21 protein-coding genes and 1 pseudogene are annotated in these 24955 nt (G+C 46.5%); 19 read left to right on the plus strand and 3 right to left on the minus strand.

Going from position 1 to position 24955, the window contains the following annotated elements:
• Nucleotides 1-212: 212 nt before the first annotated feature.
• The 14 genes and pseudogenes from HI950_RS23705 (at nt 213) to HI950_RS23765 (ending at nt 16797) form a co-directional block, all read left to right on the plus strand.
• A complete protein-coding gene (locus HI950_RS23705) occupies nt 213-1358 on the plus strand; it encodes a S1C family serine protease (protein WP_223285471.1) in 1146 nt (381 codons plus the stop codon).
• 682 nt (nt 1359-2040) lie between these two features.
• On the plus strand, nt 2041-2607 hold the full coding sequence (gene sigW / locus HI950_RS23710; RefSeq protein ID WP_169088431.1) for an RNA polymerase sigma factor SigW: 567 nt from the start codon (nt 2041-2043) through the stop codon (nt 2605-2607).
• A gap of 123 nt (nt 2608-2730) precedes the next feature.
• On the plus strand, nt 2731-3369 hold the full coding sequence (locus HI950_RS23715; protein WP_169088162.1) for a zf-HC2 domain-containing protein: 639 nt from the start codon (nt 2731-2733) through the stop codon (nt 3367-3369).
• Nucleotides 3370-3509: 140 nt separating this feature from the next.
• On the plus strand, nt 3510-4352 hold the full coding sequence (gene cdaA, locus HI950_RS23720; RefSeq protein WP_169088164.1) for a diadenylate cyclase CdaA: 843 nt from the start codon (nt 3510-3512) through the stop codon (nt 4350-4352).
• Nucleotides 4345-5742 carry a CdaR family protein gene (locus HI950_RS23725; protein ID WP_169088166.1) on the plus strand — a complete coding sequence of 466 codons (1398 nt, stop codon included), beginning with the start codon at nt 4345-4347 and terminating at the stop codon, nt 5740-5742. The genes cdaA and HI950_RS23725 overlap by 8 nt, the downstream gene beginning before the upstream one ends.
• A gap of 62 nt (nt 5743-5804) precedes the next feature.
• Entirely contained in the window at nt 5805-7145 is a 1341-nt protein-coding gene (gene glmM, locus HI950_RS23730) for a phosphoglucosamine mutase (protein WP_169088168.1), read from the plus strand.
• Between the two features lie 565 nt (nt 7146-7710).
• The gene (glmS, locus tag HI950_RS23735; RefSeq protein WP_169088170.1) at nt 7711-9543 is read left to right on the plus strand and encodes a glutamine--fructose-6-phosphate transaminase (isomerizing); all 1833 of its coding nucleotides are present in this window, start codon (nt 7711-7713) and stop codon (nt 9541-9543) included.
• 176 nt (nt 9544-9719) lie between these two features.
• The gene (locus HI950_RS23740) at nt 9720-9971 is read left to right on the plus strand and encodes a hypothetical protein (RefSeq protein WP_169088172.1); all 252 of its coding nucleotides are present in this window, start codon (nt 9720-9722) and stop codon (nt 9969-9971) included.
• Nucleotides 9972-10549: 578 nt separating this feature from the next.
• Nucleotides 10550-10719 (plus strand): annotated as a pseudogene (locus HI950_RS36045) (histidine phosphatase family protein); the annotation flags it as partial.
• Nucleotides 10720-10784: 65 nt separating this feature from the next.
• Nucleotides 10785-12287: an alpha/beta hydrolase family protein gene (locus HI950_RS23745; RefSeq protein WP_169088174.1), complete on the plus strand. Its 1503-nt coding sequence runs from the start codon at nt 10785-10787 to the stop codon at nt 12285-12287.
• A gap of 364 nt (nt 12288-12651) precedes the next feature.
• Nucleotides 12652-12963 carry a hypothetical protein gene (locus HI950_RS23750; RefSeq protein ID WP_169088176.1) on the plus strand — a complete coding sequence of 104 codons (312 nt, stop codon included), beginning with the start codon at nt 12652-12654 and terminating at the stop codon, nt 12961-12963.
• 1094 nt (nt 12964-14057) lie between these two features.
• On the plus strand, nt 14058-15224 hold the full coding sequence (locus HI950_RS23755; RefSeq protein ID WP_169088178.1) for a glycosyltransferase family 39 protein: 1167 nt from the start codon (nt 14058-14060) through the stop codon (nt 15222-15224).
• A 551-nt stretch (nt 15225-15775) separates the two neighbouring features.
• Nucleotides 15776-16309 (plus strand): hypothetical protein, encoded by a 534-nt coding sequence (locus HI950_RS23760; protein WP_169088180.1) that lies wholly within the window; start codon nt 15776-15778, stop codon nt 16307-16309.
• A gap of 161 nt (nt 16310-16470) precedes the next feature.
• On the plus strand, nt 16471-16797 hold the full coding sequence (locus HI950_RS23765; RefSeq protein WP_169088182.1) for a DUF3892 domain-containing protein: 327 nt from the start codon (nt 16471-16473) through the stop codon (nt 16795-16797).
• A gap of 296 nt (nt 16798-17093) precedes the next feature.
• On the opposite strand, the gene HI950_RS37080 is transcribed toward HI950_RS23765, so the two are convergent.
• Nucleotides 17094-17201: a PH domain-containing protein gene (locus tag HI950_RS37080; RefSeq protein WP_169088433.1), complete on the minus strand. Its 108-nt coding sequence runs from the start codon at nt 17199-17201 to the stop codon at nt 17094-17096.
• Between the two features lie 381 nt (nt 17202-17582).
• Here HI950_RS37080 and HI950_RS23775 point away from each other — a divergent pair, with 381 nt between their 5' ends.
• The 5 genes from HI950_RS23775 to HI950_RS23795 all read left to right on the plus strand — a co-directional run bounded on the left by HI950_RS23775 (nt 17583) and on the right by HI950_RS23795 (nt 22970).
• The gene (locus HI950_RS23775; RefSeq protein WP_169088184.1) at nt 17583-18656 is read left to right on the plus strand and encodes a LacI family DNA-binding transcriptional regulator; all 1074 of its coding nucleotides are present in this window, start codon (nt 17583-17585) and stop codon (nt 18654-18656) included.
• Nucleotides 18625-19548, plus strand: coding sequence for an ABC transporter permease (locus HI950_RS23780; RefSeq protein ID WP_223285472.1), 924 nt, complete (start codon nt 18625-18627; stop codon nt 19546-19548). Before HI950_RS23775 ends, HI950_RS23780 begins: the two co-directional genes overlap by 32 nt.
• 11 nt (nt 19549-19559) lie before the next feature.
• On the plus strand, nt 19560-20438 hold the full coding sequence (locus HI950_RS23785; protein WP_169088188.1) for a carbohydrate ABC transporter permease: 879 nt from the start codon (nt 19560-19562) through the stop codon (nt 20436-20438).
• 41 nt (nt 20439-20479) lie between these two features.
• On the plus strand, nt 20480-22135 hold the full coding sequence (locus HI950_RS23790; RefSeq protein WP_169088190.1) for a type 2 periplasmic-binding domain-containing protein: 1656 nt from the start codon (nt 20480-20482) through the stop codon (nt 22133-22135).
• 103 nt (nt 22136-22238) lie between these two features.
• Entirely contained in the window at nt 22239-22970 is a 732-nt protein-coding gene (locus HI950_RS23795) for a glycerophosphodiester phosphodiesterase (RefSeq protein ID WP_169088192.1), read from the plus strand.
• 90 nt (nt 22971-23060) lie between these two features.
• Here HI950_RS23795 and HI950_RS23800 read toward each other — a convergent pair whose 3' ends face one another.
• A complete protein-coding gene (locus HI950_RS23800) occupies nt 23061-23849 on the minus strand; it encodes a hypothetical protein (protein ID WP_187768156.1) in 789 nt (262 codons plus the stop codon).
• Between the two features lie 14 nt (nt 23850-23863).
• Nucleotides 23864-24859, minus strand: a complete 996-nt coding sequence (locus HI950_RS23805) for an ABC transporter substrate-binding protein (protein ID WP_169088196.1) — start codon at nt 24857-24859, stop codon at nt 23864-23866.
• Nucleotides 24860-24955: the final 96 nt, after the last annotated feature.

The following is a 24955-nucleotide window of genomic DNA, read 5'->3' on the forward strand; positions in this document are numbered from 1 at the left end:
TTCATGCAGCTAATTAAAATAGAGCCGATTCTGATAGGCTAAGCAACGTTTTTTGTTGCACAAGTTGCAATAAAGACGATTGGCATGAGCTTTTCAACCTTCGCTCTATTTTCTTATGTTCATTTATAATCCGCTTAAGTTTCGTTTAAGGTACATCCTGCATGATAGGTACATAGGAAAGACACCCACCTACATTAGAGAGGATGATAGCAATGAACGAGGAAAACAAACGCGCGGATGCGAACAACGATACTTATACAGCGACAAATCATTCCCATACATCGAACCAGTCAAATCAGCATAATCCAGCTTCCGTTACTACTTATGTCTATGAATCTAGCAAATCAACAAATGAACTTAGAGCCTCTTACGAGAAGGAGCTTGGGCTCCAAATGGATAGGCGCATACCGGCCGAAGAGGGCGGAAAGCGAAGAAAACGTTCGGCAGGAGGCTCGGCCAAAACGTTGATCGCATCGTTTCTGATCGGTGCGGTCGTCATCGGCGGGTTCTCATATATGGCGGATAAAAATAATTTGTTCAGCGGAAGCGGGCAGGCGGAGCAAAGCACCGGCTCAAGCGTAGTAAGCAACTCTTCCCAGAAGGATGCCGGTTTATCTACCGTATCGCTAAGCACAAGCGATGATATCGCTTCGGTCTATGAAGCAGCAAGCCCAGCCGTTGTGAAAATTGAAAATTACGCGGAGCCGGCCCGCTCATCCTCCATGTTCGATGATCCGCGCTTCCGCCAGTTTTTTGGCGATGATCAATCCGGTGTTGACGGGCAGCAGCAGGAGGAAAACAGCTCGCAGCTGCAGCTGACAGGCTCTGGAACCGGATTCTTCTTTGAACAGGACGGTTTTATTTTGACTAACGAGCATGTCATTGCAGATGCGAAGGAAGTTAAAGTAACCGTTCAAGGGTACGACGAGCCGCTTACAGCAAAGGTGCTAGGCTCAAGCTACGAGCTGGACTTGGCGGTGCTGAAGGTGGATAACCCAGACGGCAAAGACTTCCCATCCCTCAAGCTTGGAAGCTCTGATGAAACCCAAATCGGCGACTGGGTTATTGCGATCGGCAATCCATATGGCTTCGACCAAACGCTGACGATGGGCGTGCTGAGTTCGAAGGAACGTCCGATTACCATTGCAGATGAGCAAGGCGAGCATGAATATAAGCATTTGCTGCAAACGGACGCGTCTATCAATCCGGGGAATTCCGGCGGACCGCTCCTTAACGAGAATGGCGAGGTCATTGGCATCAACACCGCGGTTAATGCCGAGGCGCAGGGCATCGGCTTCGCGATCCCGACAACGACCATCAATCAGGTGCTGGACAAATTGAAAACAAATACTTTGTAATTGTTGAACGGAATATTACGAAAGGTCTGGGAGCGCTTGTCTCCTAGACCTTTTTTGCATGAAAAAAGAGGATACTAGCCGGAAGTCGAAGCGTCAACTAGCCTAAAGTCGATTGTTGTCACTGCGTGAAACGTTTATAATGGGCAGAATAAATAGTACGAACGGGAGGTCGGCAGCAATAATTCGACTTCAATTTATAGGTAAAGGATCATTCGCGCAGCAGTAGGCATAATTGGATTATGTCTAATAAACGTATTTTATTAATTAATTTTGAAAAAACTGGTACCTTTATTTTCAATTGTCTTGCTTTTTCAGTTCATGTGGATTACGATTTTTTAGAGTGCTTAACACTTAAAGCATGGGCCTTTACGCCAACATAATTTTACGATTTCTGTCGTTGCCGCCGGTACGCTGCTTGCTGACGGTTTGTTCGATTGGAATCGTTTTGAAGAGATTGATATCGCAGGAAGCCTTATAAAGTCTGGCACCGCGGATACATACAGTTTGTTTTGGATTATTACAGGCAGTTTGAAGGCGGATTAGGATTCCGCCATGAAATCTGCGATGATGATGACGTTCGGCTTTATCGCTAACGCACTATTGCAAGGCTGCAGGCACGATGATTGCAGAGCATTACGGCAAGGCGATCAGCCGAACGAACGGAAGGTTTGGAGGAGTTAAAGTGAATGTATTGGAAGCACGCCTGGCGAGACTCGCGCTCAAAGGCGATCAGCAGGCATTTGCTGAGCTTGTAGACCTCTATCAAGATAAGCTCTTTCATATGGCATATCGGATGTTAAACAGCCGCCAGGAGGCAGAGGATGTCGTTCAGGACACCTTTCTTCGCGTGTACAAAAATCTGGATAGATATGATGATTCGTTAAAATTTTCGACATGGATCTACAGAATCGCTACCAATCTGTGCATCGATCGGCTGCGTAAGCGCAAGCCGACCTACTCGCTTGACGCCGAGTCATCCGAGCATGAAGGACTGGATGGCTATTCGATGATTCCCAGCGATAATCGGACTCCTGAATCGGAGCTGCTGCTATCGGATACGCAGCAAATTATTCATGCAGCGATCGCATCGCTCCCCCCGAAATACAAAAGCGTAATGACGCTTCGCTATATGCAGGATCTTTCATTGCAGGAGATTGGCGACGTGCTGGACATGCCCGTGACGACGATTAAGACACGCGTTCACCGGGGCAGGGAGTTTCTTCGGAAGAAGCTTGAGCACAAATTGTAGGATGAGCTGATACCTAACTTTTTTGATTTCGAAAAAAAGTGAAACATCCCCTCTTTAGCTACGTATCCTAATAACGAGAAAAGAACTAAATGCGCGAGCAACTGAAAGAAAGGACTGGCTGCTATGAATTGCAACGTCGCCATCGTATGGATGCATGACTATTTGGACGGCGAGCTGCCCGTAGAAGATATCCTTACGTTAAAATCTCATTTGCTTTCCTGTCCGGCTTGTCGCAGTCGGTTTGAACAGCTCCAGAAGACGGACGCCGCGGTGTTCCATACTGTAGAAGCGATTAAGCCTGCCGCGGAGTATGACAAGAAGGCATCGGAGCTATTAACGCAGCGGATTATGCAGCAGCTGCCGAAGAAACAGAGCAAGCAGCGGAACCGGATCGTACGCTTTATTTATCGTTATCCGGGAGTGACCGCTGCAGCTGTATTTGTACTCGTTATGCTGGGAAGCTTCTTTACTATGTGGGAAGAGGACACCAAGCTTATTGTAGCAGGCGAGGATCTTCAGCAGGTCATTATAGAAGGAAACACAGTAATCGTGCCGGAGGGAGCTCATTTAACGGGCAACTTGACGGTAGAAAACGGAATTGCTAATGTAAAGGGCGAGGTAGACGGCAATGTAACCGTCATCGACGGCACTTTGAATTTGGCTTCCACTGGTCATATTGCGGGGCAAAGCAGAACCATTGACCAAGCACTCGACTGGTTCTGGTATAAGGTGACGCAAACTTTTGGCGGAAACGCCCGTTAATGGATGCCGCCTCCCTCTTGTGGGGAGGCTTTTTTTATTTTTTTTTGAAAAAAAGGATTTCCAATCCCACATCTAGAAAATAATAAAGTTGAAAACAAATATAGACAATAATAAGGGGATCGGCTGTTGGGGGTTGGCAAATGAGTTATTTCACGGATTCGACTTGGCATGACTGGTTAAAGGACATCATCGATGTTGGCATAGTCAGTTTTATTATTTATAAAATGATTTTGCTAGTACGCGGAACCCGCGCGGTTCAGCTGTTGAAAGGGATATTCATACTCGTTGCAGTATGGGCTCTGAGCACATGGTTTAATTTGTACACGTTAAAATGGCTCATGAACCAGATGTTCACATTCGGTATCGTTAGTGTGCTCATTATTTTTCAGCCTGAGCTCAGACGTGTGCTTGAGCAGCTTGGGCGCGGAAAGTTTTTTGCGCGAGCCTACTCGCTTGACAAGGATGTCGTTAATGAGCAAATTGACGGTGTCATTAAAGCTATCCGTTTTATGGCAGAGCGCAAGATCGGAGCGCTGATCGTATTCGAACGCAGTACGGGACTCAGTGAATTGATTGAATCGGGCATCCGGATGGAATCGAAAATTACGTCGGAGCTGCTTATTAATATTTTCACGCCGAATACACCACTTCACGATGGTGCGGTCATTATTCGCTCTACGCAAATTATGGCAGCTGGCTGTTACTTGCCGTTGTCCGAGAACCCTTTTATAAGCAAAGAGCTGGGTACACGCCACCGTGCCGCTATCGGGGTAAGCGAGGTAACGGATGCTATATCGGTAACCGTATCGGAAGAAACGGGACAAGTATCGTTATCGCTTGGAGGCATGATCGTTCGGGATATTAACGAGGAGTCTCTAATTTCCAAGCTATTCGATGAGCTGACACCAAAAACGAACGGTCGCACGAAGGAACGCGTGTCGGTGTCGTCTCTTTGGAAGCGGAAAGGAGGCCGTGATGGATAAATGGCTAAGTCATCCCACCGCGCTCAAAATCATTTCCGTAATAGTAGGCCTGCTGCTCTGGGCGGTTGTACATATTGATCCCGATACGTCGCCACAGACAGTAACCACAACGAATTTTGATACAAAGACGATAGAGGCATCCGTTATTACCCCAGAGGGCTTGGATGCTGACAAGTATGTGCTTACTGCCATGGAACCAACTGTTGTAAGGCTTAACGTGCAGGGCCGGCTATCCGATCTGCTCAAAAATTCCTCACTGGATGATTATGTTGTGAAGGTTGACTTGAAAGGGACGAAAGCAGGCATACAGGAGCTGCCCTTGACCGTGAGCTTGCCTAAAGGGATTCAGCTCGTCGATATGTCGCCGCGTACCGTTACCGTGCAAATCGAGGAGATATTGACGAACCCATTCGAGCTTCAGGTCGTTACCGAGGGTAACCCTGCTGATGGATATGTAGAGGGAGCATCTACGATTGTAGGGCCAACGCAAGCCGTTCAGGTTACGCTGCCTAAAGATGATATGAGCAGAGTTGGGCTGGTAACGACGGAGGTTAATATCGAGGGCGCTGATAAAACAGTTGTGAACAAAAAAGCTAAAGTTCTCGTATATGATACAGACGGCATAGAAATGACGAATGCAATCATTTCTCCAGAAACGGTGCATGTCGAGGTGAAGGTGACGCCGCCTTTCAAAAAACTGCCTTTACAAGTACGCTATACCGGCACATTGCCTGAGGGGCTAAGTCTAGTTTCCGTTAAGCCGGCGATTGATCAGGTGACTGTGTTCGGGGAACAGAAGGCGTTAGATGAGCTGAAGGTTTATGATGGCGTCGTGCTCGACCTATCGAAGGTGAAGCAATCAGGCAGCTTACAGGTGAAGACGGAGCCAGTCGATGGCATTAAATCCATTGACCCAGGCGAAGTAACGCTTGAAGTTGTTGTAGCGCCAAATATTACGCGAACCTTTACAGGATTGCCTGTCAAGATTGAGGGGCTGGCAAGCGGTACATCTGCCATCATTCGTACGCCGGCGGACGGCAAATTTGATTTGACCGTCAACGGAGCAGAATCGGTGCTGTCCTCGCTTAAGGCAGAGGCCATTACGATTATTGCAAATACGGAGGGGCTGACGCCAGGCTTGCATGTCGTAACGCTTCAGGTCGATGTGCCAGCCTATGTATCGACGGTTCTTGCTGAAGGGCAGACACTGACCGTGTCCATCGAAATTATCGACGATGAAGCTACAGGGTCAGAGCAAGACAACTCTGAGGAAGTTGGAGGCACTCCAACAGAGGAGCCTCCAGCCTCTACGCCTCCGCCGCCAGATACCGGTGAGGAGAACGGCAATGGCAGCGGAAACGCAGGAGACAGCACAAATACGAATCCTTAGACAATCAAGCATAATGAGCAAATGATAAAGAACGCAGTATATGACAAAGGAGCATTTTAACTATGGGGAAATATTTCGGTACTGATGGTGTGCGGGGCGTAGCCAATCGCGAGCTTACACCAGAACTGGCTTACAAGATCGGTCGCTGTGGCGGCTATGTTTTGACACGGAAGGCTAAGAAGCCTAAGGTCGTAATCGGCTTGGATACACGCATCTCCGGCCCGATGCTGGAATCTGCGCTAATAGCGGGATTATTGTCGATTGGTGCAAGCGTTGTGCGTCTTGGCGTCGTTTCTACGCCTGCAGTTGCTTACATTACACGTGAATTAAACGCGGACGCGGGCGTTATGATTTCCGCATCGCATAATCCTGTAGAGGATAATGGCATTAAATTTTTCGCTGGCGACGGCTTTAAGTTATCGGATGATACCGAGCTCGAAATCGAACAATTGATTGATGCACTTACAGATGAGTTGCCACGCCCTGAGGGTGGCGATATCGGAGCGGTATCAAGCGATAAAGGTGCTAAGCAGCGTTATTTGGATTATTTGAAAACAACGATCAACGGCGATTTCAGCGGCATGAAAATCGTACTCGACTGCGCGAACGGCTCCGCATATGAGCTGGCTCCTTCCGTATTCCGCGAGCTTGGTGCGGAAATTATTACGGTAGGCGCAGAGCCGGATGGACTGAATATTAACGCAGGCGTCGGTTCGACGCATCCAGAATATTTGCGCGAGCAGGTACTCCAGCATGGTGCGGATATTGGGCTTTCTTTTGACGGGGATGCCGATCGTTTGATCGCGATTGACGAGAAAGGCGAAGAGGTAGACGGCGACTTTATTTTGTGCATTATTGGCGATGCGATGAAGCGGGCCGGCAAGCTAAAGGAAGATACAATCGTAACGACTGTTATGGCTAATATTGGATTCTTTAAAGGCGCGGAGCGTATCGGTCTGAAAACCGCACAGACGGCAGTAGGCGACCGCTACGTGATGGAAGAAATGCGCCGCGGCGGCTTCAACCTAGGCGGAGAGCAATCCGGCCACGTTATTTTCCTTGATCATATTACGACGGGCGACGGTATTCTGACTGCGCTGCAGCTTGTTGATACACTAGCAGCTTCTGGCAAAAAAATAAGCGAGCTTAAAGGACTTATGCGCAAATATCCGCAAAAGCTCGTTAACGTTCGTGTCGCGGATAAAAGCTTATACCAAGGCAATGCCGCTATCGAAGAAGCGGTTAAGCGCGTGGAGCTTGAGCTGGGCGATAACGGCCGCGTGCTTGTTCGTCCATCGGGTACAGAATCCTTGATCCGCGTGATGGCGGAAGGGCCAGAGAAGGATCAGGTCGAGGCTTACGTTGCGCAAATTGCTGATGTCGTTAAAAGTGAACTAGGTTAATTATACGAAAATGGTGTCGAAAGCTTGTCGGATCTTGTTGCTGACAGGCTTTCGCTGCACTTTTTTGGAAAAAAGGTATCGTTATTTTCATGGAATGGTTGCACGACCGCCAGAAAATGAATATGATAGGTAGTATGATTCTAGAAGGAAAGCGAGGATAGAGGTTATTTAAGCAAGTTAAGCGCCAGAGCTTGCGTGATGAATGATCTGTTGTAAGGCTGGGAAGATGAGCTTGAAGCGGGTGTTCATACGGGAAGCTGACGAGGTGAAGGTGTTCGAAACATTCGGCGGGGACCTTCCGGTATTTGCAAGCCAACCGAAAGCTGTTACGTAAAACGGCCGGGCGACCGGTCATACAATCGTGCAGCAGGCTGCTTGTTTTTTCATGCAATTATCGATTACTCCCGTATGTCCAAGATGCCACCAGTGGGGTGGGCACGGGCAGAGGGGTTACATTTTCCGCAATATTGGGACTAATCTGTGACAACTTCATATTGCCTGTGCCACGCATTGGCAGGCATCCGACAAGGACGGGAAAATAACCTTATCGGAGGCCTATTAAATTATGTGTGGAATTGTAGGATATATTGGTAAACGCGACTCTCAGGACATTTTGCTCGAAGGATTGAAGAAGCTGGAGTACCGGGGTTATGATTCCGCCGGTATCGCTGTCTTCACGAAAAACGGGTTAGAAATTACGAAGTCCAAAGGTCGTTTGGCGAATCTTGAAGGCTTGCTGCGCGAGGAGCCGCTTGAAGGCTCTGTCGGAATTGGCCATACTCGCTGGGCAACTCACGGTAAACCATCTGATGTGAACTCGCATCCGCATACGGACAACACGGCGAAATTTTCCGTTGTTCATAACGGTATCATTGAGAACTATTTGAATTTGAAGGAAGAATTAATGCAAAAGGGTCATGTTTTCGTATCGGAAACGGATACGGAAGTCATTTCCCATCTGGTTGCTGATGAATATAACGGCAATATCGTGGAAGCCGTTCAACGCGCGGTTAAGCGTATGCGTGGTGCGTTCGCGCTTGGCGTATTGACGGAGTTCGAACCAGAACGCCTTGTAGCTGTTCGCTTTGCAAGCCCGCTCGTAATCGGCGTAGGTGAAGGCGAAAACTTCATTGGCTCGGATATTCCGGCAATTTTGGAGCATACTCGCAACGTATACATTTTGAACGACGGCGAAATGGCGATTCTGACACGCGATGCTGTCGAAGTGATGACGACTGAAGGCGAAACTATTTCCAAGGAAATATTTCATGTCGATTGGGATCTAGTAACGGCGGAGAAAGCCGGATTTGATCACTTCATGCTGAAGGAAATTCATGAGCAGCCAAAAGCGTATCGCGATACGATGATGAGCCGTATTTCCGAAGACGGCAAATCTGTTGAACTTAAAGAGCTGGGAATGTCAGCTGAATATATTAAATCGATTCGCAAAGTACAGATCGTGGCATGTGGAACAGCTTACCATGCAGGTCTTGTCGGCAAATCGGTCATTGAGTCGCTTGCACGCATCCCGGTAGAGACGGATGTTGCATCCGAATACCGTTACCGCTCGCCAATCGTGACGCCGGATACGCTAGTCATCGTTGTAAGCCAATCAGGTGAAACGGCTGATACGCTGGCAGCTCTACGTGAAGCACAGCGCAACGGCGCTCGCGTGCTTGCCATCACGAACGTAGTCGGCAGCTCGGTAGCTCGTGAAGCGGATCATGTGCTTATTACATGGGCAGGTCTTGAAATTGCGGTTGCTTCGACAAAAGCATACACTTCGCAGCTAATCGCATTTTATCTATTTGGCTTGCACCTGGCTGGCACGCTTGAGACGAAAGAGGCTTCTTATATTGCCGAAGTCATCGATGCTATGCATGAGCTGCCTGCACAGGTTGAGAGTATTCTAGAGCAAGCGATCGTGCTTAAGCAGGTTGCTGAATCGATCTCGCACCATAAGCACCTGTTCTTCATCGGCCGCGGCGTAGACTACGCTGTCGCACAAGAAGGCTCGCTGAAGCTGAAGGAAATTTCGTATATTCACTCCGAGGCTTATGCGGCTGGAGAGCTGAAGCACGGTACATTGGCGCTTATCGAGGAGGGCATTCCCGTTATCGCTCTTGTAACGCAGGAGGAGCTATACGAGAAGACGCTTAGCAACATCAAGGAAGTTAAAGCGCGCGGCGCACATGTCCTTGGTATCGCAAACGTAGGCACAGAAGACGAAGTCATGAAATCCGTCGACGAGCTATTCGCTATTCCGAAGACGCTGCCGCTCTTGTCACCAGCATTGTCGGTTATACCGCTGCAGCTGATCTCCTATTATGCTTCGCTTGCTTTGGAGCATGATGTGGATAAACCGCGGAATTTGGCTAAGAGTGTTACGGTGGAGTAGGGAGTTAGGGTTAAGAGTCAAGGTGTGTTCGATGACAATAAAGTTGTTAACCGGACATTATAGTTGTTAACTGAATAACTAAAGAAGTCTCGATGTTCTGTGAACATCGGGACTTTATTATTATCTGGGGGTTATGAAGACAATATTAGAGCGTGTAAAAAGAATTAGAAAGATCAATGAACTTAACCAAGTTAATAATTATAGGTGTGTATCAGGGAACTTTGAGTGGAATTGAGCAGGATAAATATTATCCCTCAACAGAAACTATCATGGCTATATACACTAATTTTCGTGCTGATATACATTGGATTTTGTTCAATGCCTTGAAAAATGATGAAGTTAACTTACTGAGTATATATAGAAATTTAAAACAACAAGACCAAAAAGAAATTATTGATTATATAGATTTTAAACTGAAGAAGAGTTGAGTCATTAATCGCGAGTTGGCTAATCATCACTAGAGTGGTGTCTGTTTGAAGTGATTTGGTGAAAAAAATGAGAAAATGGGGGTAACTTACTGGCTCATCTGAGGATTGCGTGGAGTTGTCGGAATGGGTTATTTAAACACTTCTACAACATTACTATGACAACCTAAATTCGTCTGACACATACACGTTCCTTTATCAAGCAGCTTATAAAAATGTATAAGTAAAAGCAGCTCTACTTTGTATAAGGAACGAGCTGCCTTTTAAGTTATCTCGTGTCAGAAGAAAATAAAGTTCTAGACTGAAAAATAAAGCGTTAGACTAGGCAAATAAAGTTTTAGACTGACGATGCTTCATTAAGCTAACGGGCAGTTTAGCGTGGAAATGACCAAATCGAAAACATGAAAAGATGACATCAAAAGTTACACTTTTTGGATAAAAGTAAATGAAATATAATGTCCTAGGAACCTCCTAAGAGAAGCATTTGCCTGAAGAAAGGATATCGCCTGCTTTAACCGAGTGCTTAGAAATTGAGAGTGGTTATTTGAAGTAATCTACTACTGGGGGAACCATTTATATATATGGTCAGGCACGAAGATTCGCCTAAAATGGAAGGAAGCGAAAGAACACGAGACTAATTGTTTTTGAGGAACTAAAAGAAACCGTGTTTATTGGTGATGATAAAGTAATGTCTGTTAAGGATGTGTATCCATTAGTAAAGAAGATGTTTTCAGACCCAGACTTTTCGTTGCCTGGAGCCTGGCAGGATAATATTGGAACAAACGAAAATAGAAATTTTTTAAAAGGGGAATCGAGATGAGGCTGTTTGAACTTTTGCTTTTTTTGTCAAACATCGGCTTGTTTGCATTAACAGTCCTATTAAAAATAGGACTGCGTAGAATTCCAGTATTCGTTGCAAGCGGGATCGCCACACTTTTACTGGTCATTCATTGGACGGTGGAAGGATACAGAGTTCAGCTATTTTTCCCATATTGCATAACGATCATTTTTTTAGCCATTTCAGGTTATAGCTATTTTAAAAAAAACGGCCCAAAAAAAATCCCGCGATTCATGTTGGGTTCAGCTAATACCGCTATAGCGATAATGCTGGTCGTAACAGCGGGTCTCCTGTATGCTTTTCCTGTATTTAAACTACCTGAACCGACAGGCGAATTTAAGGTGGGAACGCAAACTTTTCATTTCGTGGATACAAAAAGGGAAGAGATTTTCGACGAAGCCAGAGATGGCAAGAGAGAATTGATGGTTCAAGTATGGTACCCGGTTCAAGCTGGCACCGGCAAGCACGCTCCCGTTATTCCCGATACCCGGATTTTACGTTATATGGCCGCGGACTATGGCCTTCCCGGGTTTACTTTTCAACACCTGAAGTACGTATCCAGTCATGCTTATTCGGGGGCCGAAGTCTCTTCGGCACAGACTTCATACCCGCTGATCCTTGCGAATCCCGGCAACGGCTCTTCCAGGTTCCTCCACACGTCGCAAGCCGAAAATCTCGCGAGTCACGGATATATCGTGGCAGTGATCGACCACACCTACAATACATTTGCAACCGAGTTTCCGGACGGTCGAATCACGACCAGCACAACTAACGATTTATTCTCGCCCGACCATGATTACCGGACGAGTAGAGGAAATCGCGACAAGTTAGGAAAAGTTTTAACCGGCGATGTGGCGTTTGCCCTGGACCAATTCGAGCTCATCCAATCGGGGCAGATTCCAAGTCATCTAAAAGGGAGGATTGATCTCGGTCATGTCGGGGTGTTCGGTCATTCCATTGGCGGAGCGACGGCCTATGACGCTTCTTACGATCCGCGAATCGCGGTTGGAATAGACTTAGATGGAGGGCTTTATCGACTGCATGACAGAGAGGGTCTGCGAAAGCCGTTTTTGTTCATCAACTCGGAAAGCTATTTCGAAAAATTAAAAATGGTGATGGATAACCGGGTCTACACGGATGCAGAGCTTAACCGTATGGGATCAACAAGAGAGTGGGAGGATCAAGTAACGGAAGATAAAAAGTTGGAGCTTGAACGGATGCGCGAAACGGTCGACGAAGGGGGACAAGTCCTCTATATCGAAAATACGGAGCATTTGAATTTTGCCGACGTACAGTTCATTTCTCCAATTTTCAAAATGCTGGGCATTACAGGAAAGATTGCGCCCGAAAGAGCGAACTCCGTTATCAATGCCCATATGCTGGATTTCTTCGATATGTATTTAAAAAATCAAGGCGGAATCTTAATGAAAGGACCGGATAGCCGCTTTCCGGAGGTGAAGTTCGTAACCTCGCTATTATAAATTACGGAACAGGCTACCGATTTTGATATGCTATCACCTACAACTAGCACCATCTCCGTCTAAGACCAAAAGTTTTGCGATGCCTATCCCATAACGCGACAAGTAATCGGAAGCATAGATGACCATTGCAAATAAGGCTCGAGCGCCTCTGGATTTTGTGAATCCGCAAGCTGCGGGAGCTGCTCGAACAGGTGCTTTAAGCAAGAGAAGATAACGTTTTTTCAATTCTTTGAAGATACGGCGGCACTAGAAGAAGCTTTTGATTTAAGAAATCGTTGATATGTCTATGCACGACACAGCACTATGACGGAAGAATACATTGCACTATCGGGGAACGATAGTTCACTGATAAGGAAGGAAACTGATGAATTTTAAAGGACGGGACTGGACTGAATTAGCAACCTCTTGGTGTATTTTACTCGACCATAGAAAAGATGAAGAAATACTTCAGGATATAGATCAAAAATTAAAGGAGTCAGTTAATCTGACAGGGATTCAAAATAATGATGTCATTCGAGATGCGAAAGAGTTCTTAAGTTTCTTTGTAAAGAACTTCAATAAAAACACGGAAGCAGCCGCCCATAATGATCGGCTGCTTCATTACACTAACGGGCCGTTTAGCGTAAAGATGTTGCAGGTTAAAACGTTGTTTCAAGTGAGTGTTGAAAGAAAATAAAGTATACTGAAAATAAAGTTGATACTGGAGAATAAAGGCTTAGATTATGTTATGGAGGTATGCCTTAATTGTATTTCAATATGACTAAAACATTTTCGTATTTAATGATTGTCGCAGGGATTTTGTTGATTGGTCTTGGGTTATGGCAATACTTTCCCAAATCATTTTCATCTGATACTCCAGATAGCGTGTTTATGTCGATTACTACGAAAAGAGTTATATTTCCGATATTAGGTCTCATACTAAGTATAATTGGTTACACCTTAATAAGGTTTGTTCGTGAGGTTAAAGATGAAGTACAATCGCTTAGAAATGAGATAAGTCTTTTAGCCAATAAGGTAGAAAAGAACACCGAGAAGAGTCGAAATTAACACTTATTTTTTTGTTAAACTAACGGGATACGATAGTTCAAAACAGCAACCGTATAGGCATTATTTTCTCACCTATGGCTATCGATTGTATGAGGGGGATGGGGATATTAATATTAATTTTGTATCGATTTGGTATACAATCGCTGCATTCTTAGTTTTCGGGATAGTTGTTTGGCTTATGATTAAAAATAGAAAATATAAAAAATAATATGTGAACGGCTTGTACGGTATTTTCCGTTTCAAGTTTTCGTTTTTTTAGAATTTGCAGGACTTAGATAGTAAAACTAACGGGACACGATAGTGGGATGGTGTGCCGCGGAAGCTGCTCCACTTTTTGACGGGAACAAAAAGCTAGCCAAACAGCTTCTTCAGTAAGAGAAAGGGTGACGTATGAGTATTCAAAGGATTGATCAGCGTTATGAAGCTCACATGCCACATCTACTCGAAATATGTTGGCCTCAGCCTCTCTCCTTCAATGGAGATGGGTTATTTGGGGGTTTTTGAAACAATTTGCATACCATGTTCGTTTCTATTATAGTTGAAAGGGAAATTCTGTAATTATCGTCTATATAAGAGAAAGGTGTGTAAATTCTGTTTAAACTTAATCATGTATCCCGCCCTATTCGCAGCACTTTATTCGTTATTATCATTCTCGTTTTTTTGATTAGCACCGCATCTGTTTTGTTGTATGGCGATCACTTTCTGCTTGGGTCTTATGAGAAGTTGAATAATGACGACGTCAAGTATGTAAATAGCGCCAAGATTTTATTGAATAAGTATACGATTGCTTATAACAGCGGCGAGGATCCGTCAACTTTCATCATGCCGGGAATGCCGGTCGTGCTGGCTGGTCTCATGCTCATCTTCGGACAAGGAGATGAAGCGGTTGTGGCATTCCGAGTTCTGCAGGCAGCCCTGCAAGCCTTCTCAATCTATTTGATTTTTATAGCGGCAAATCAGCTATTTAATAGTAGAGCAGCTATTATTGCCAGTATCGCAACCGCGCTTTATTTGCCCGATTATTTTTCTTCCGGCGCCATTTTATCGGAAACGATGTTCCGCACCCTTTTCATATTGCTTATTTGCTTCAGCCTTCTCGCCTTAAAGAGCCAGCAAACGAAGTATTACGTTATTGGGGCTGTTATTGTTGGACTAGCTTGTTATTTCAAGCCGCATACGGTGCTTTTCCCCGCTGTCTGGTTCTTTTTATGGCTTGTGCAGAGGGTATCCTGGAAAACGATAGTGAAGCATACGGCAGTTATTTCGCTAACGATGATCCTTCTTCTATCTCCATGGTGGGTTCGGAATTTCATCATGTTTGATAAATTCATTCCATTCACACAGTCAGCAGGCAATCCAATGCTATTAGGTGCGATTATCCATTACGAGGCGCCTTCAAAGGCCTTCTTCGACGCCCATCCGGAGTATGAGGGCAGCAGTGATAATTTATTTGTAGGCTCAGATACTGCTTTGGCCGAAACGGCCCAAAAAATTGTAATCTTCGGCTTCAAGAATGAGCCATTGAAATACTTGAAATGGTATACGGTCGATAAAGTATTGGGATTATACGCGCTTCCTTACTATTGGAAAACGGTATTTGGTGTAAATATATGGATCACGGGCATCTATCATGTCGTATTTATGCTTCTTGGAGCAGCAGGTTTGCTGATTATGCTTATGCGAGCCTTCCGGAAAAAGATGATTCCTTATTTATTTTTGCTGCTTTCATTGGCCTATTTTACAGTAATCTATGTTCCATTCGTCGCCTTCAACAGGTATGGCTACCCGAGTGTGTTTCTTATCTTTCTGGCTGCAGGCTTCTTTATTGACTTGGCTGTTGCAAGGTATCAGAGTAGGAGAGTAAAAACTTCTGTCACTGCCAATCTTTAAATTCTACCCAAGCGAGCATCGGGTTCAACGGTATGCCCATCGGCAAAACCGAGAAGATCTTCAGTGATTATACATCGATAAATACTTAAAGGCCGGGCAGTCGAGGATGGTGTGATATTTGTCGAAAGGTTTGACGGAGAGCAATGAAAGGCATGGTTAAAAAGTTGAAGCGATGACGAAAACGGCTACCTACGGAGAAGAGTCCGTAGGTAGCCGCTTTTTCTTTTATTTAAAGGTTTCGTCAGCAATAATGTACCAATACCCGATATTGCCGGAGTTATTGAATATCTGAACGTCGTAAAGTTCTGGATGTGTGTAGATCGTCGGACGAGAAAATAAAATCCTAGACTGTCGCTATTTTATTGAACGAATGTTCTCCATTTGCTTATCGCCAGAGGCCACGGAGGAGGGGCTGGATAACCAGCCCTTTACTCTAAGGAGGAAGGAGAATTCGATAACTGGGGTTCCGACTTTAATGACTTCCTTGGAATCATGACTATAATAATCTAGTTGATGCATTATTTGATTTATATCCTCTGATGTTAAAGATATTGGAGGAACTTAAGCTATTAATAGAAAATGGCGTAGAACCTAAACTAGAAACCGTTTCCTTCGAATTACCTTTGAACAAAGTTAAATTTTCTCTTTCAGAAATTATGTTTATAGAGGGCACAATTTGTTATACGAATGTTATCAATGCGGAAAAACCATATATCATCTTTTCTTACTATAAAAACAATGGAAGAATCGTTATGCTTGATAAATTGAAAGAACAATTCGAGTTGAAACGATCAAATAAAAGAGCAAGACTTAAGTGCTTATGGCCTTTCATTAAAGAAGAATTTCTAATTAATGCACAAAATATATACTTTAATAAGAAAGCATTTGATAAATTTACAGATGAAACAAAAGTATATTTATACCTAGTGCATAGAGAAGGTACATCAAATATCCCCGATACAACACAGCGCGAGTTGGTGAAGTACAAAGAGTACACAGCAATTGCATATAAGAACGATACAGAGGTAGGTTTCTACTTGGACCAATCAGGTAGTGGAACGTTTTCGAAACATCGGGGAGACTAACGGGCTGGATTGTGTAGATACTTCGCGAAAAATCCAAGATTGGAGAGTGTAATAATGAGTGACTTGAATACAAAAGTTCAATCAGTTGCTCGGTTTGTTCTACCAGAACGTGTATGCGCATCGAGCTAACAGGGGATCATACACCGTGGAGGTGTGCATATATGCCAAACATCAATTCCAATAACAATTCAAACTTTGAGGGAATCTACAACCAATACCGCCAAGAGGGTCAGCAAAGAGCTGCTCAAGAGATTAAAGCGGAACCCGGTAAAGAACAAATTGTAGCCGTTCGAAAGAATGAGGACGGGGACATCATTGCGTTTAAGACGGCATCCGGTAGAGAACTCGATTATGTAACTGCTTTAGACGAAGCGAAAAGTGGAAAATTGGCGCATGTAGATGTGTTCCACAAATATGGACGCGATATCATTCGCAGTGAACCGGACGGGTTTGACGGGAACAATTTAGATAACCTTCCCACTTTTTAATTTTAATTTATTGGAAAATAAGAAAATCCCGCCGAGTAACCGACGGGATTCGTTTTAGAATATATCCTCAGGTGAATTTCTCCAGCAACGAGTCTTAGTCAACGTTGATGCAGACGGGCTTGAATTACTTTTTCACTATTAGCATCGACGGTGACCTCAATGACGTTCAGCGCATCGCCAAGTTATGAAACATAACTGCACAATCAACAATGGGAATGCGGGAATAAATCAACCGTTTTTTTATCCACGTCCGAGCTGCCTGCAACGACAATCCGCACGGTGGCCTGCCGGACAGCTTACAACACATTTTCCGTCACGCTCACCGCCTGGATGCGCCGCATCGCAATAACCCTTCGTTTCTTCTCCAAGAGCCCTCGCTCGATCGTCAGCGTATCTTCTTCCAGTTATAGAATGCGTTCCTTGGCGTTCCATACTTTTTGGCGAGTCGGCAATTTGTCTGCGAACGCGATCGGCTCCTTCCTCTGATAAATCGGGAATAGGGTGACTGCCGGCCGCCGTGGAAAACGTCAGCGTCGATAGTCCGTATTCCTCAGAATGGTTAAGCGGAAAGCGCTATGCCTTGAAACGGCCCCGGTAGACAGCTGCGGCAGCCCTTCAAGGCATTTTCATATCCCCCCGTTTCGAAAGCCTTTACAAATCCCTAAGAACGCGATGACACCAGCTTTACAAAAAACGATTACACTAAGGCAAGAAATTGCAAAATGATATCGATTTTTGCAGAGATTTGCGAAAAATTGCAAGATGCGGACAGGTGTTGAAGGGAAATGAAAGTGACGTTGAAAGAGATCGCTGACCGCGCGAACGTGTCGGTCTCGTCCGTGTCCCGGGCGCTGAATGGAGGCTGGGGCGGCGCCCTTGTTCACGGTCAGACGCGCGAACGAATCCTCCGGATTGCGAAAGAAATGGGCTATCATAGGCTCCACTCCTCGCAGCAGCCGGATCGTTCCCCGAAATTCAGGATTGGGCTTGTCCTGCACGACGTGAAGTACAAGTACCATGATCCGTACTTTTCGGAGTTGATGTACGGCATCGAGAGCGAACTGGCGGAGCAAGGCTTAGGCCTTGATTTCACGTTGGAAGTGCAGGAAATCTTCCAATCGAGATTTTTCGCGGGTGTGGAGAAATGCGATCTGGCTGTACTCTGCGTCGGACCGCTGAAATCGGAATTCCTGCAGGAGCTGAAGAGGCATGTCCCGCTGGTGTTTTCTGTTGGAGGCCTGAAAACCCCCGGGGTCGATTGTGTATCGGTCGACTTTCGCGGAGCGGCCAGAGAGGCGGTTCAATATTTGATTGGGCTGGGCCATCGACGGATCGCCTTCCTCGGCGGAAGCTCGGTTGTGGGAGCGTCACTTGAGGAGGAGGAACGGTTCATCGCGTACAAAGAAGTGCTGGCTTCGCACGGGATTTCGCTGAATCAAACATGGATTTGCAACGGCGGCTTCGATCCGGCGAAAGCTTACGAGGTCATGACGGAGCTGATTCGATCGGACAAGCGTCCTACGGCCGTCTTCGCCGCCAGCGATAGGATGGCGTACGGAGCGTACAAGGCGATCCAGGAAAACGGATTTACCGTTCCCGAGGATGTATCGGTCTTATCCTTCGACGACATCGAGATGTCGGAGTTCGTGAGTCCGGGCTTGACGACGGTGCGAGTCCATAAAGAAGCGATGGGGCGAATCGCGGTGAAGCTGCTCGTTCAGCGGATGGAAGGGAAGCTTCCCTTGCCCTTGACCAGTTATTTGCCGACAGAGCTCGTCGTTCGCGGCAGCTGCAACAAGTATGACGGTTTTTCCAAGGAGGGAGCGCATGGATCGGACGTGGGGGACAGGAAAGCTTAGGCTTGCCCTGAAGCGCCATTGGCAGTTGTATTTGCTCATTACGCCGGTACTGATTTATTTTCTCGTCTTTCATTACTTGCCGATGTACGGCTTGCAGATTGCTTTCAAAGACTTTATTGGCACAAAAGGAATTTGGGGCAGTCCTTGGGTCGGGTTGAAACACTTCGATCGGTTTTTCGAAAGCTTCTTTTTCTGGAGGCTGTTGGAAAACACGATCGGCATCAGTCTGTTCGAGCTCGCGGTCGGCTTCCCGATTCCGATTCTACTAGCGCTGATGGTCAACGAGGTACGCAGCAGCGGATTCAAGCGGTTGGTGCAGACGGTCACCTACGCGCCGCACTTCTTGTCCACTGTCGTACTGGTCGGGATGGTCGTTATCTTCCTATCGCCGACCACAGGGGTCGTGAACCAAGCCATTCAAGCGTTAGGAGGCCAACCGATTTATTTCATGACGGAGCCGGAATGGTTTAAGAGCATCTACGTGTTTTCAGGCGTCTGGCAGCAGATGGGGTGGAGCTCCATTATTTATCTCGCGGCGCTAACGGGGATCGATCCGCATCTGCATGAAGCGGCTCGCGTGGACGGGGCGTCCCGGCTGCGGCGAATCTGGCACGTCAATTTGCCGGGCATCCGGCCGACGATCATCATTCTTCTCATCCTGAACGTCGGTTCGGTGATGGGCGTCGGATTCGAGAAGGTGTTTCTTATGCAAAATTCGTTGAATCTGGAAGCATCCGACGTCATTTCAACTTATGTGTATCGAAGCGGGATTCTCGGCTCACAATACAGCTTCGCTGCGGCCGTCGGCCTGTTTAATTCGGTCGTTAACTTCATCTTGCTCGTCATCGTGAATCGGATCGCACGGAATATGAATCAAACGAGTTTGTGGTAGGAGGTGAGGGCATGTCGATTCGCAAGCTGAAATGGTTTGATATTGCGAACGGGTTGCTGCTGGCTCTCGTCAGCGCGGTTACGGCGTATCCGCTGCTCTTCGTGCTGAGCGCTTCCATCAGTGATCCGGCGGCCGTCCTGTCGGGCCGCATGTGGATATGGCCCGTTGATATTAGCTTTACCGGGTTCGAGAAGGTGTTCGCCAACTCGGATCTGCTCACCGGGTATTCGAATACACTCCTTTATACGATCGTAGGTACGGCGATCAACGTCATCATGACGGTTATGGCGGCGTATCCGTTGTCGCAGCCCAGGTTTTACGGAAAGAATGTGATCATGGCGCTGATAGCTTTTACGATGTTTTTCAGCGGCGGCTTGATTCCGACGTACATGATCGTTCGCGATCTCGGCATGACGAATACGATGTGGGCGCTGATCGTTCCGAATGCCGTGTCGGTGTACAACATCTTGATTATGAGAACGTATTTTCAAGCCAGTATTCCGGGCGAAATTCTCGAAGCGGCCTCCATCGATGGCAGCTCCGATCTTCGGACGCTCCTTCGAATCGTATTGCCGCTTTCCTTGCCGATCTTGGCGGTCATGGTGTTGTTTTACGCGGTTGGGCATTGGAACGCCTACTTCAGCGCATTGATTTATTTGACCGATCGGGAGCTGTATCCGCTCCAGCTGTTTATGCGGGAAATCTTGATTCAAGGACAAATGGAAGAGATGGTGAACGCGGCGGACCGTTCTCATGTCCAGACGATCATGGACGAAGAAGCGGTGAAGTACGCCATTATCATCGTGGCCAATTTACCGATTTTCCTGCTTTATCCGTTTTTACAAAGGTACTTCGTGAAGGGCGTTATGATCGGGGCTTTAAAGGGATGACCCTTGGAGCATATATAAAGGACGAATATGGAGGAGAAAACATGAGGTTGAGGAAAAAGTGGATGGGGCTGGTGTGTTCATTACTGGTAACGGCGAGTTTGACGGCCGGCTGCGTCGGCGGCGCGGCGGAAACGACGGACAACGCTGCAACGACCGGTTCTTCCGGAGAAGGCGCTTCCAGCGCGGCTCCTAAGTTTAACGAAGCGGGTATGCCTATCGTAAACGAGCCGATCGAGCTGACCTTCTTTACGGGATTGGCCGAAACCAACGGGAACGTTCCGTTCGAAGAGCGTCTAGTCTATCGAGAGATGGAACAGATTTCTAAAATGAAAATCAATTTCCAGCTCATTCCGTTCTCTGCTCTGACCGAGAAACGCAACCTGGCGCTCGCCAACGGAGACTATCCGGATGCGTTCTTTACCGCGCGTGTACCTGCCGCGGACTTGATGAGATACGGCAGCCAGGGCGTCTTCGTGCAATTGGACGAGCTGCTCGAGCAATACGCACCGAACCTTACGGCTTTAATGGAGAAGTACCCGGCCTTGCGGAAGGCGCTCACGATGCCTGACGGCCATATTTATTCGATGCCTACTTTTTACGATCCCGAATTTCTCCCGATGCTGATCGGCACGCCGCTGTGGATTAAGCAGGATTGGCTTACGACATTGGGTCTCGAAGAGCCGAAGACGATCGAGGAGTATTACAATTTCTTGAAGGCGGTCAAGCAAACGGATATAAACGGCAATGGGCAGCCGGACGAAATTCCGTACAGCGGTGTCGGCGTCGGCCCATTGATCGATCAATTGAAGGGCGCATGGGGCGTAGGTAACCGCGGGCTCGGCCATAAGTTCGTGGACGTGGACCCGGAGACAAACGAATTGAGATTTTTCCGTACGTCGCAAAATTACAAGGAAGTGCTCGAATTCGTAGAAAAGCTTTATGACGAAGGCTTGATCGATAAGGACATTTTCACGCAGGATAGCAAGACGATGTTCGCCAAGGGCGCGCAGGAGCTGCTCGCAACGACGATTAATCCGAATCCTTCCACGCAATTCAACGGTGAAAACTATATCGGTCTAGGCGCTCTGAAAGGACCGCACGGCGATCAGCTGTATTCGCATATTAAAGTACCCATGGTATGGCCGGGAGCGTTCGCCATTACTGATAAGAACGAGCATCCGGAAGCGACCGTACGTTGGATGGATCACTTCTACAGCGAGGAAGGGGCGACGTTGTTCTTTATGGGCAAGGAAGGCGAAAGCTATACGAAAAGCGCGGACGGTACGCTCGAGTTCGCGGATGGAATCAAAAACCATCCGGACGGCTTGACGCTGGATCAGGCGCTTACCGATTACGTCAGCTGGATGGGCGGAAGTTATCCGGGATACGTCAAAGTGAACTGGTTCAAGGGCTCCGAATCGCTCCCGGAAGCCATCGAAGCCGGGAACAAAGCCGCTCCGCATCAAGTGGGGGAGCTGTGGTATAATTTCAACTACACCGAAACGGAAACGGAGTTCATGAGTACGGTCGGATCGGATATCCACACGTACATCGACGAGATGGAAGCGAAGTTCATTAATGGATCGGTTCCGTTTTCCGAGTGGGATAAATATGTAAACACCATACAAGGGATGGGCGTCGACGAGTACTTGAACGTTTACAAAGCTGCATTGGATCGATATAACGGCAACCAATAAGGCATTTCGCGTAAGCCGCCGGCAGGGTTGATACCTATCGGTGGCTTATTCCGGCTAGACGAATGGCAGGTGGGACGAACATTTTTTAGGAGGAGAAAACAAGATGAAAACACCGAAATACGTCGCGCATCGTGGTTTGAGCATGCATGCGCCCGAAAACACGATCCCGTCATTCAAGCTGGCCGGCGAATCCGGATTCTGGGGAATCGAATGTGATACCTACTGCACGACCGACGGCCGTTGGATCGTACACCATGACCGGACGGTCGATCGGATGACCGACAGGACTGGAAACGCGAAGGATTTCACATTCGAGGAGATCCGCAAGCTGAACATTACCGCAGGAAACCGCATCGAAGAATATCCCGGCCTGAAAGTACCTGCGCTGGAGGAAGTGCTCGCCGTCTGCAAATCATATGGGATGCACGCTTTTATCGAAATCGAACTATTTCACAACGACTCTGATCTCGAAGAGCTCGTCAAGCTCGTCGAACGGAGCGGTATTATCGAACAATGCTGCTTCATTTGTTTCAATGCCGACCATCTGAAGAAAGTGCGGGAAATAAACCGGGAGATACCGCTCGGCTTTTTATCCAACAAGGTGCCGTCTGCAGCTGATTTGGAACTGGTTGACCTGCTCAAACCGGCGTTTCTGGATTACGATTACAGGACAACGTCGCCAAACGACATCAAGAGGTGCGCAGCTGCGGGGATCGACGTATCGCTTTGGACGGTCAATACGCGCGAGGAAGCCCGTCCGTTTATCGAAGCCGGAGCTGCCTATGTGACGACAGATACAATTTTAACGGAAAACTTGGGGACTCAGGTTAAATGAGTTATCGGATTAAAATCAATCCAATGGATCAGAATTGGAAGTTATTTTTATACTGTTAGGAGCAGCCGATTACGCCTATTTTTCTGTTGCTCAACAGAAACCATTCGCTCTCATCCGTGCCCGATCCTTTTCTTTTAATCGCGGGCATGTGTAACAGTATCCAAATTCGCTATCCAAGCAATATGCGAGGCAACAAGCTGTTTTCACTAACATTTTATGATCAGGGTTATTGGGGTGCTGAATGAAGCTCAGTTTAATATCAAACGGGTTTTTGCGGAGTCCGAACGCGCTGGAATGAACACCATGAGTAAGCGTTTTAAAATGATCAATGATCCTTGTTCTGCTTTTTGCATCCTGCGCTTCGGCTAAATCGTCTTCCATTTGAGCGTATAACGCATTAACGATCTGTCCCCACAGTGGTATGGCGTTCATTTGAGCAAGCTGAGACAACATTTGGATCAATGGCGTTATGTGCTCCCTATAAAAGGAGTCGAGTGATTTCTTGCACCAATCATCACGGTCCCTTATTGGAATGTCGCTAAACCGCGCTTCGTTGATTTTAAATGAAAAGAGGGGATAGTGTTCACCTGCATATAGTTGCACGGATAAATTAGATAATGATAAATCCAGTAGCAACCCATCGCTGCGAAAAAGCATATGCTGCATCGCACCGCATACTGCCGCATACCAGCTGATAAAAAAAACTGCCGCTGTAGACCTTTCTCGTGCATTGATAAGCGGTCCGTATGTATCTATTAATAGTCTCATATTTTCTTCTATTAATAGATGGGAAGCAGGGATGGTAAGAACGGTGTTTTCGAGCTCATGCAAAGTAAAAAAAAATTTCTCCTCCAATTGCCGAAAATCAACCGTGCCCACTGTATACCCTCCCATTATTTTTGTTTATTTTCAAAAGCATGAACGACGTCGTCAATTGCATGAATGTCAGCCAGAGGAGACATGCCCAGACTAAACCATTCCTTGCCTCCCATCATGTAAATCTGATTTTTCTTGACGGCCGTCATGTTTTTCCACAAAGAGCTATTAATCATTTCGTCGTATCTGCTCTTCACTTCTTCACTGGACTCATCGTCTAGCTGCAAAATAATATGATCAGGATTGTATTCTGGTATTTTTTCGAGTGAAATCGAAAGGCTTAACTCGCTCTGCGGAAATTCTTTAATCGGCGTTAGACCTAACTTCTTATGAATAAAGCTGCCCCGATCGATATTTTCTCCGTAAATTACGATTTCCTTCGCCATAATCATCATATACATGACTGTCTCGTCGCCAACAAGGGAGTCGAGCTTCTCCTCGGCTTCGCTTTCTTTTGTTTGCAAATCTATAATGATCGTCTCAGCCATATCTACCTTGCCAAGAACATCGCCTATATCTCGCAGCTCATCACGCCAATTGTCTCGCTGCGGCAAAAGCACGGTGGGTGCGATTTTGGAAAGCTGATTATAATCCTTATCTGACCACCACGTAGGGGCAATAATTAAATCAGGCTCAGCGGCCAGAATCGCTTCAAAATTAGGCGTTTGGGCAATTCCCATCTTCACCGTATCTTTAAACGGTTCCTTGAGATAGGTCGGGAAATCCTGATGATAGTTTTGTACGGCAATCGGCGTAACGCCAAGCGCATACAAAAACTCCGGGTAGACGACGGAAAGTCCAATGACCCTTTTAGGGTCAGTGGGGATACTGATGTCTCCTTTTAAAGTTTTAATCACACGGTGTTTATCGGTCGCTTCTGTACTTGTTTGACCAGAGTTGTCAGCTGTAGTTCTGGCCTTATTCTGCTCGGCATTATTAGCTCCACAGGCAGTGCTTATCATGACTAATAATACGATAACAAATCCTGCAATCAAACGTCCTTGCTGCTTCATTCTTCGTTGACCCTCCTGAAAATCTAATTTTATAAATGACAATCTTCCATTAAAATTGATTATCATTATCACATATCAGGAGTATAGATGAATTAA

Origin of the sequence: Paenibacillus sp. PL91, from assembly GCF_012935325.2 — a bacterium.
Classification (GTDB): Bacteria; Bacillota; Bacilli; order Paenibacillales; family Paenibacillaceae; genus Pristimantibacillus.